General features: G+C 63.3%; 7 protein-coding genes. 2 read left to right on the top strand and 5 right to left on the bottom strand.

The genetic code is table 11. From position 1 onward, the window contains the following. Window positions 1-104 precede the first annotated feature (104 nt). From ACTIDRAF_RS0214395 to ACTIDRAF_RS0214380, 5 genes are all read right to left on the bottom strand, one after another. Window positions 105-1,766, bottom strand: coding sequence for a glutamate--tRNA ligase (locus ACTIDRAF_RS0214395; RefSeq protein ID WP_026066108.1), 1,662 nt, complete (start codon window positions 1,764-1,766; stop codon window positions 105-107). Window positions 1,767-2,397: 631 nt separating this feature from the next. Then, window positions 2,398-3,666 carry a hypothetical protein gene (locus tag ACTIDRAF_RS0214390; protein WP_157163035.1) on the bottom strand — a complete coding sequence of 423 codons (1,269 nt, stop codon included), beginning with the start codon at window positions 3,664-3,666 and terminating at the stop codon, window positions 2,398-2,400. Further along, window positions 3,663-4,883, bottom strand: coding sequence for a glycosyltransferase family 4 protein (locus ACTIDRAF_RS0214385; RefSeq protein WP_157163034.1), 1,221 nt, complete (start codon window positions 4,881-4,883; stop codon window positions 3,663-3,665). The genes ACTIDRAF_RS0214390 and ACTIDRAF_RS0214385 overlap by 4 nt, the downstream gene beginning before the upstream one ends. Next, window positions 4,880-6,094, bottom strand: coding sequence for a methionine adenosyltransferase (locus tag ACTIDRAF_RS32845; protein WP_157163033.1), 1,215 nt, complete (start codon window positions 6,092-6,094; stop codon window positions 4,880-4,882). The genes ACTIDRAF_RS0214385 and ACTIDRAF_RS32845 overlap by 4 nt, the downstream gene beginning before the upstream one ends. Window positions 6,095-6,426: 332 nt before the next feature. Next, window positions 6,427-6,837, bottom strand: coding sequence for a hypothetical protein (locus ACTIDRAF_RS0214380; protein ID WP_245533542.1), 411 nt, complete (start codon window positions 6,835-6,837; stop codon window positions 6,427-6,429). A 970-nt stretch (window positions 6,838-7,807) separates the two neighbouring features. On the opposite strand from ACTIDRAF_RS0214380, the gene ACTIDRAF_RS0214365 reads away from it, so the two are divergent. Together ACTIDRAF_RS0214365 and ACTIDRAF_RS0214360 are read left to right on the top strand one after the other, a co-directional pair. Next, a complete protein-coding gene (locus ACTIDRAF_RS0214365) occupies window positions 7,808-8,674 on the top strand; it encodes a helix-turn-helix domain-containing protein (RefSeq protein WP_016699432.1) in 867 nt (288 codons plus the stop codon). Between the two features lies 1 nt (window position 8,675). Next, window positions 8,676-9,047: a DUF397 domain-containing protein gene (locus ACTIDRAF_RS0214360; RefSeq protein WP_245533541.1), complete on the top strand. Its 372-nt coding sequence runs from the start codon at window positions 8,676-8,678 to the stop codon at window positions 9,045-9,047. Window positions 9,048-9,381 lie beyond the last annotated feature (334 nt).

The following is a 9,381-nucleotide window of genomic DNA, read 5'->3' as shown; positions in this document are numbered from 1 at the left end:
CCTTCCCGCGCGGTCGGCCTCCACCGGGCCGGACGGCCCCGGCGTCACGGCAGCGGCGTGGAATGTCCGGCTTTCCTCAGATCGTGGTCGTACCCGAAGCTGATTCAATTCTCGTCAGGCGCGGCCAGTGCACGTAGGCGGCGCAAGACCTCCTTGTCGCCGAGGGCCTGGGCGATGGCGTGCAGGTCGGGACTGCGGGTGGAACCGGTCAGAGCGACCCGGACGAGCTGTGAGGCTTCCCGAATCGAGCCAGTGTAGGCGTCGGGGTTTTTCTTGTATTCTTTCGCGGTGGAGGCGAAGCCATGTTTGGCGGCGAGTTCGCGGATTTGTGAGAACCATTCCTGGGGGTCGGTGAGGTGTTCGTAATCGTCCGCGAGGTCACGGATAAACGTGGCAGCGACGACGGGAGCCACGTTGAGGGAGGTGAGGCGATCGTCACTGGCCCCCGAGAGAGAGGTGAATAGCTGGGGGAAAAAGAATCCGTACGTCTGTCGGAAGTCCGACCATTTACGAAGATCTTTTCGTGGGTTGTCGACGCCTTCGCGTTCGATGGCCAAGGCGCGTAGGGCGAGATCGCGTTCAGCGTCGAGTACGACGACCAGTTTGGGGTCGTGTTCAGCGGCCCATGTGCGGACGGCGTCGAAGACTTGGCGGCTGGTGAGGGTACCGATGTAGTCAGCGCTGATGTCTTCGAGCTTGGCCAGGTCCACCAGCGGCCCAGCACTGCCGCACTGGTCGAGCTGGATTGGCGCCTCCAACGCTTCCTCCAGTGGGAGTTCGGCGAGCCGACCGTTGGCCAGGCCACGTAGGTAGTAGAGGATCGCGTGAACCGGGTAACCGGCTTCGATGTAGAAGCCGACGCTGGCTTCAAAATCCTTGCGCTTGGACAGCTTGCGCTTGCCGCCTGGAATCTTCTTCATCAACGGTGCGATGTGTGCGTAGGTGGGCAACGTGAACCCAAGCGCGTCGAACAGCTGCATGTGCAGCGGGACAGAGGAGATCCACTCGTCACCACGAATGACCAGATTGACCCGCATCAGGTGGTCGTCAACCACGTGTGCGAAGTGGTAGGTCGGAAGCCTCAAGGGATTGGCCGACGACTTGAGGATCACTGCGTCGTTACGGTTGTCCTCCGCTGACAGCGGGCCGCGAATCGCGTCGATGAACTCGGCACGTGGCTTGGGCATGTCCGGAGACCGGAAGCGCACCACGTACGGCGCTCCTTCATGCAGTTTCGCCTGCACTGCTGCCGGATCCGCATCGCGCCAGATCGCCCACCTGCCGTAGTAGCCGGTTGGCAGCTTCGCTGCCTCCTGGCGCTTGCGGATGTCCGTGAGCTCTTCTTCGGTCGCGAAGCACAGGTACGCCTTGCCCTCACGTAGCAGTTGACGCGCATAGCTCAGATAGATCGCCTCGCGCTGTGACTGGTGATAGGGGCCGTAGACGCCATTATTGTCGTCCTCGTCGGCACGGACGCCAAAAAACTCGAAAGCGCGCCGCAATCGTTCGACTGCGCCGTCCACGACACGGGTCTGGTCGGTGTCCTCGATCCTCACCAGGTAGGCGCCCTCGGACCGGTGCGCGATGCTCTGGTTGATCATCGATACATAGATGTTGCCAATGTGCACGTAGCCAGTCGGCGAGGGTCCGAATCGGGTGACGTGGGCATTCTCGGGAACCTGCCGTGGGGGATACCGTTCCTCCCACTGGGCAGGTTCAGGAAGATCAACGGGAAATAGTGCGTCAATCTCGGCGCGGTCCAGCATGGCCTCACGGTCTCCAGTGCAGCTAATCGGAACGGGACTTCAGTCTACCAATCTGCGGGATCGGAAGCGTATCCGGTGATGGTGTGCGCGCTAAGGAGTGAAGCTCCCGGGAACGGCCTCTCGTTGGCCAGTGTCGGGACGATGCACGAACCGGCATGCTCTCAGCGGAGCGCCCCCAGTCGCGGCGGTACTGTGGCGGCTCTCGGGTGACGATGAGCATGGCCGGACGTGTCGCCTTCCTCAAATTATACTTCGTGGTCAGGCCATGCACCACGACCAGTGGTACATGATGACGAACCTTCTTGAGAAGTCCACTGAGCTCCGCGTTCGCCCATCCGAGCGCACAACGCTGTGGGGCGAGCAGCGTGAGCGTCTCCTTGCTCGCTAGTGTTGTGCCATCCGTACCTCATTCTTGTGAAGCTGTTCGAGCGCGGCACACTTCCTCTTGGTCAGCTGACAGCCAGGAGTGGTGTACGGATGTGCGTGCTCGCGCAGGTGACGAACGACTCGGTCGGTAACAGGAGGCCGAGTAGACGCAGGGCCGGTGTCCGGGACGTGGACACGACGTCGTACCGGCAGGAAACCTGGGAGCGGAAAAGCTTAGCGCGCTCGCCGAGTGCACGATCGGGGGTCACGAGACGTCTCCGGGCAGCTCGGTGATCGTGCGTCGCGCTGCCGCGAGTCGGTGATCAAGGGTGCCCTGATCTCGGTGCCAGTTCCAGAGCGAGTGGAAGTCTGGACCCGTTGACAGGCCACACAGAATCCAGCGCAGCGTGCAGTGCGCCTCGGTCGGCCTCGTTCCAGTCCGCACCAGGTGCTCGAAGGCATCCTGGGCTGAACGCTCCAGAAGGGACACCGTGGCGCTGACCCCGATCGGAGGCGTCACGTGGCTGAACCGCTCGTGCGCCATCGCGGACACGAGCTCGTAGTGGACGTCGAGTGGTCGAGGGTACGCGGTGAGCAGTGCGCCAACATCGTGTGTGGCAAGGTAGTCTGACGTGATCGTGTCGTCCAGCGACCGGCAGTGCAGCTCGAGATCATCCGTCAGTGTCGTGGAGTCGAGCCTCGTTGAGACTTGACGGTCGAGCTTTGCGAGGTATTTGTGGTCCAGTAGAATTTTGGATCTGCGATCCGAACGGACTTCCACTCTCGATGATAGCATCTCGAAAGACGTGCAGCCGAAGTTTTTTCGGAGCAGCGAGCTCGCGATGTATTCGAACAGGGTAGCTCTCCGCAAGCATGTCCGGAGCAAGTCCTGCACCCGATCGGTTCCTTGGTCGCCGATCAGCTTGGGGAGGTAGTAGAAGCTGGGCGGCGTTCCTCCCAGTGCATTGACTATCGCGCGTTGCACGGGTTCCGCTGAACACTTGTCAACTCCTCGCACGCACAGGTTCACGCCGGTGTCGAAGTCGTCGATCGCTGATGCGAAATGCCACAACGGCCAACCGTTGGTGCGCATGATCCTGATGGATTCGCTCACGGCGCCGGCCGTGGGCATGAGCTGCTCGCCCCGAACGTGGATGACCGTGGAGCCGTCTGCGAGAGTCTCGGCAAGGCCGACGTTTCGTAGAGTCGAGGCCACTTCGTGGTAGCGCGGCAATCGCTCGCTCTGCCGGATGATCCAAGGCTTCCCGTTCAGATTTCCAAGGGAGTGAAGGGGGATTCGTGCGATCTGTTCGAGCTCTTCGATCAAGGGTTGTTCGAAATGTCGACGACTGCGTTCCTCGTTCGTGTCGTCGATGCGTACGAGAAGCCTCGCGGGAACGTCGGCCGATTGAGCTGCACGGACCAGGAACGCCGCTGCGGCTAGGTGTGTGCGCACCGCACCCAGGCGAAAACTCGCAGCGTTGGGCGAAACACCGATCCTGCCGACCAGCGGGCGCGGGCTGTGGGGGCTCACGCTGACTCGCGTTCGACGAGTGACGTTGTCGTCAGTTCGATGATGCGGGAGGCACTTGCCGTGTCGTCAAAGCTGCGCGCGAACGCGCGTGCTACCTCGCCCATGTACTCGCGACGGGCCAGTGTGCGCTTGAGTCGCGCCCACCATTCGCTGGGTAATGACGTCGTCTCGGCCAGAAAGTCATCGTCCGGGACCGCTTCGGGCACTCCGCCGAGGCGAGTGGCAAGGACCGGGACACCGAGCGCTGCGTACTCCAACGCGGAGATGCAGAAGGTCTCGGTGAAACCGGGCACCTCCCTGGTTGGCAACAGGGCGGCAGTCGATGCCGCACGCAGGCTGTGGAGGCTGGTTGAGCTCACGTCGTTCATGACGAAGAGGTTCGGGAGTTTCTCCCGACGCCGTTTCAGCTCGGGGTCGATCTCGCCGCTTCCGGCGATGACGAACTGCACCGGCGACTTCTCGAAGAGAGCGAACTCGGCCACGTCGACGACCAAGGTGTTGCCCTTCTCCGGCGACAAGCGGCCGATGCTGGACACGATGGGACGTTGCGGATCCAACCCGAGCGACGCCAGATCGCTGTCCCTGGTCCTGCGGGCAGGTGGTGTGAACGCGACATCGGGAAGGCCTGGATACCTGATGTGGATGCGTTTGGCTGCGGCCTCCGCCACTTGTCCGCCGTACGAGCTCTCAACCGCGCGCACGAATCGGTCGGCGGTGTAGCGGGACACGGAACACAGAACGTCGGCGTCGAGGAAGTCTGCGATGAGAAGAGCAGCCTGCTTATCGTCGACGTGCTCACAGATCGAATTGAGTACGTCGCTTCCCTCGATGCTGTGCACCACAGCGGGTCGCTTGCCGTATCTCGCCAAGGCCCGAGCTGCCCTGTTCGCCGCCCCGGCGTGCGGATCGACGTAGTAGGTGAGCAGGGCGTCCACCTCGAAGTCGAGACAAACACGGACGAGCTCAGCCGACATCGCCTTGACGAGGTGCCCGTCCACCGCACGGCGGTTCTGCGCGGTCCGCCCGACATGGTGCACCAGTACTTCGTTCCCAGCGTGATCGCGTGGATCGTGGGAGGTGCCGCAGTACGTGACTTGATGCTGCACGTTACCGGTGATCCGTGCGAGTGCACGGTTGTTCCACAGCGCCTGTTGGGCGTGCCCCGAGCGGTACGGTGGGTACTTGCTCAGCGTCGCGAGAGTGAGACCGCGGCTCACGAGGTTTTCACCACTGGCAGATGAGGGTGGCGTGACCGGATGTCATCGAGTTGGAACTCGAGACGAAGAGCGTTGCTGAACGCCTCAGTCGCGATAGAGATGACACGCTGCTTCACGGTTTCGTCCGTCGGGGGGGTCCGTACGACAGCTCGCCACGGGTCAGTCAACGGCCGTCCGTTTTGGGAGGCAAGGTAGACGGAGTTGGGTATTCCAACCTGAGTCCAGATTCCATTGCTTGCGGCACGTGCGCAGCCGTCATAGACACGGCCCGTGAAGTAGACCGGGTTCTTCCCCCATGGGGCATCGAGGGACATTGGAGATCCCGTGCTGATCAGGCCGTTCGAGCGATTTCCTCGACCAACGACGCCTTCGTCGCCATGTTCCAGGGCTGTACCAAGACCCAGAAGGTATATGTCGCCCGCAGCCACGTCGTCCCGTGTGTTCAGGTGCAGTTCGAACTCATCGATGTCCGGCACTTCTTGGAAGATGGAGGCGAGCAGGTCGCGAGTGCGATCTTTGATCGAGTCGTAGTTCGATCGCGATGCAACCGCTGATGCGAGCACCGGTACGCAAGCTGTGGCCTCCAGGCGCGAACCAGTTCTGGATGCGAGGATCTTCACATCGCTCCCCGTTCGACCCGTAAGGCAGAGTTGGTCGAACAACGCATGTTCAGCCTTGAGGACTGCCGCCTCGAGGGGCGTGTGGGGCGCGTTCGCCACGGACAGGCTCGTGTCGTTCGCGCGTCGGAGCTTGACGTCGGGAAGATCTGCGAGTCCTCGAGGCGCCCACCAGTGCCACCCCTTGGCTGATGAACCTGAGGACGGATTCGTGTTGTCGACGATTTCCCAGTGGTTGTCCTCGACCAGGGGCAACACAAGCGGCAGGTAATTCCTCACCGCCTCGCGTGCGATGTCGAACACCGGGATCTCCTGCCCTCCAAAGCTACGGCTGAACCGCCCATTGAGGAGGATCCGGAACTTCCGGACCTGGGTATATCTGCCAGGAGTCGCCCGAGCCTCACCGCCCAGCAGGGTCAGTTTGTCGACGTAGTGGTGGAGGACTGCGCCGAAGTTCTCGATGCAGTAAGCAGCATAGGTGTAGGAGATGATTTCGGCCAGGGCGTCGGCCAAACTGTCTGGATGTCCGCGTCCCTTCTTTTCGATGAACTCGAGGGAGCGAGGGAATGGCTGCTCGGAGATCAGCTCAAACATGGCCATCCTATCTTCGGATTGAAGTGGAGCGGTACCTGACCCAACAGCGACTCGGGCGGAAGGTTCGAAACTGAATCGCTGGTGTTCGGCACGCGCTGCTGTGTGTCGGTGGGCCGTCGTGCTGGCCGGGTGGCGGCTCATCCCACTTGCGTGGATCTGCGCATAGCTCGCGGCTCAGGCGTCAGTGGAGTAAGGATGTCCAACCCGGTGCTGCCCGCAACACGTCAGGCGGTCGAAGCCGGAGGTGCGGTGGGTGTCGGTACGGCGTGCGGTAGTCGCCGGAACATGACTGGCAGCCAGGCACGCCATCCGTTGGCACTCGTGCGTCTCTCTCAGGTCGCTTCGTCCTCCTTGGCCGGGGCGGTGGCGTCGGGGTTGAGCCACACCAGCCGCGCCCGAATGTGGCTACCGAGATTGAACATTCGAAGAACATCTTCCGGGGCTCGTAGGCTCATCCGCGATGTGCGTTCGACCGAGACGATTTCGGCGCGATCGGGGAAGGCCATGCCCCAAGCGACGATTCGGCCGTCGACGCGCTCGCCGTACTCCTGTACGACGGCGAACAGCCGGGGCGCTTCGTCGGCAACCATCTCTTCCAGAATCGCCGCGAATTCCGGCTCCTCGCACATTGGCGATAGCTCGGCAGGATTCGGTACGAAGGCGTCCAGTGGGTGCGCGTGTGTTCGCTCGGGGTCGTGGTCGACATGGCTGGGCTGCCGGGTGCGTGTGAGTGCTGCGGGCATCGAATTGTCTCCATCCATCGAGTTTCCAGGTTCCGGGGTGGCTCGGGGCAGCCGTCGTCACGCCAGCGCTGCTCGTTGGCATCGTGAGCGCCGTAAAGCACGAGGCAGCCGGGGCAGAACACGTGCGACATTGGTGCCGGCGGGTGGGTCAGCCCTGCCAAGAAGCCAGTTCAGGGCGTTGTCGGGTCCCGAAGTGGTGCTCAGACGACCGGCTGTCCTCGGTAGGACGGTGGTAGCCGGCGGTCGCTTCGGCGGGGTCAGGGTGGGCGAGTCCGCTGGAGTGTTACGCGAGGTATTCCACGTAGTCCGCGCGCATCCGCCAGAGGCCGGGGCTGATCAGCGCTCTGTCTCGAGCCACATCGGGCAGGGGTTTGAGAAACAGCGTGATGACGTGCGCGGCCGAACTCATGCGGGGGCGGGTACGGCTGGGACGGCGTGCTGGTGCTCCTCGCACGTGACGGGTTCATCCAGTGCGAAGACGCCGTCCCAGAGCGTGGCCCGTAGGCGTTTTGCCTGCAACCGCTCCAGTCCGGCGACCTCGCCGGGTGTGAGGACCAGCGCCACCCGGTCATCCTCGGTAGCCAGCACGAGCATTTCCCGGGGTCGGCCGGGTGAAACTTCGGCGCGCTGCCATCCACTGCCTGAACTTGCGCCGCGTTCGCCACATGTTCGCTCTCCGCTCCCCGCGCCGACCTTCGCTGCTGGACGGCTGGTGGTACCGGCGAAGCCGGCCCAAATCGGGGGTCCGGCCCGGCCCCGCCGGGGCTTGGGCGCGTCGGACAGGCGTAACACCGCGGCTTACCGGCGCGTGAGCGCTCCGTCCGGCGCCTGATCGACTCTGATGTCGACACCAATGTAACGTAGCTTGTATATATACAGAGGACCATACATCCATCGGGTGGTTCTGCTGTCGCGAGCAACTACGGGTGCGACACTGTGTGCGATCTGGCAGGGATACGGGAGGACAGCAGTGGCCGACCACCGCGCGGATCCGTCCGCATTGCGCTTCCTGATCGGACACGACCTCAGAAGCGCCCGCGAGCGTGCCAAGCTGAAGCAGACGGAAGCGGCCAAGGTGCTCGGCTGTAGCCAAGCGAAGATCAACTACCTGGAGAGCGGCAAGACGCAGCAGAAACCCGACGAGGTCACCGCGCTACTCCGGGCGTACGGCGCGGACGTGGAGCACGTCGACCGCATGGCTTCGTTGGCCGCGCGTGCCGATCAGGGCACCTGGTGGGCGCCGTTCAGCGACGCGTTGCCCAACTGGTTCAAAATCTTCGTCGGGCTTGAAGGGCTCGCCACCGCCGAGTTCTCCTACGAGTCGCTGTTGCTGCCCGGACAACTCCAAACGCCGGACTACGCGGCCGGACTGTTGGTGGGCAACCTCCGCGTGCCGCCGATGGACGCCCCGCAGGTCGTTCGCGCACGGATGGCGCGACAACGGCTCACCGACGACACCAACCCGCTGCGGTTCCGGGCCGTGATCGAGCAGTACGTCCTTGACCGTGTCGTCGGCGGCCCACAGGTCATGCGAGCGCAGCTGGAACACCTGCTCAACCTCATGCGGCGCGACAACATCGAACTGCGCGTCATGCCGGTCAGCGTCGCCGTCCATGACGGTCTTGACGGGGACTTCCTGCTGCTGGACTTCGGCGAAGCCCAGAGTATTGGCTACATCGAGTATCCCACCGGAGCCATCTACGTCCAGGACCAAGATCAAGTCTCGGCGTATACTTTGTCGGCGGACCGGCTGTGTGCCGCCGCGCTGTCGGTGTCCGATACCGCAGATGCCATCGCCGCGCGCATCGAGACCTTGGCAACCAACTCGGAGGACTGAGATGACCCCCGCAGAGATGACTCCCGCCGGCCGCCTCGCGTGGCGGACCTCCACTCGCAGCAGCAACGGCGAGAACTGCGTCGAGGTCGCCCCGGTAGCCGACGGCGTGGTCATCCGGCACAGCAAGAACCCCGCCGTAGGCACGATCTCCTTCCCTTGCGACGCCTGGACGGCCTTCATCCGCGACGCCTCCGAAGAGGGCCGCGCCAGCGCGAACGGGGTCGCCTCCATCACCAGGATCGGCACCGACACCCTGGTCAGGTCGCTCATCACCGAGGTCGAATTGCGCTTTGACGAAGACGAGTGGTCCGCCTTCCTCGCCGGGGTCGCCAACGGCGAGTTCGACTTCACCAACCAACTCGCCATCGCCTGATCACGACCGAGAGAAAGCCATGTGATGCCGGTACGGCAGCGGTCGATCGGCATGCTGCTCGACCTGGTGCTTGACAACGCTCGCGTTCCTCGCGGCGGATCACGGTGGACTCCCCGTTGCCCAACGATCTGGTCCTGCGCTACTGCGACGCGGGCGGATCCGGCAGCTGGGCCGCCAGGCGTGACTACACCCGCCTCGGGTGACGCGAATGGCCTGCCCGTCCAAGGGATGACGACACGATTTCGTTGATCTGGGCCTGGACACGGACGACCAGGAGCTAGCTCAAGCCGCCGCGGGCGCGGGTGGGGGTGTCGACGAGGGTTCCTCCCGTCTC

Source organism: Actinoalloteichus spitiensis RMV-1378, assembly GCF_000239155.1.
Lineage (GTDB): Bacteria > Actinomycetota > Actinomycetes > Mycobacteriales > Pseudonocardiaceae > Actinoalloteichus_B > Actinoalloteichus_B spitiensis.
Note: the sequence above shows the minus strand (reverse complement) of the source record. Positions and strands in the feature narration are given on the sequence as shown.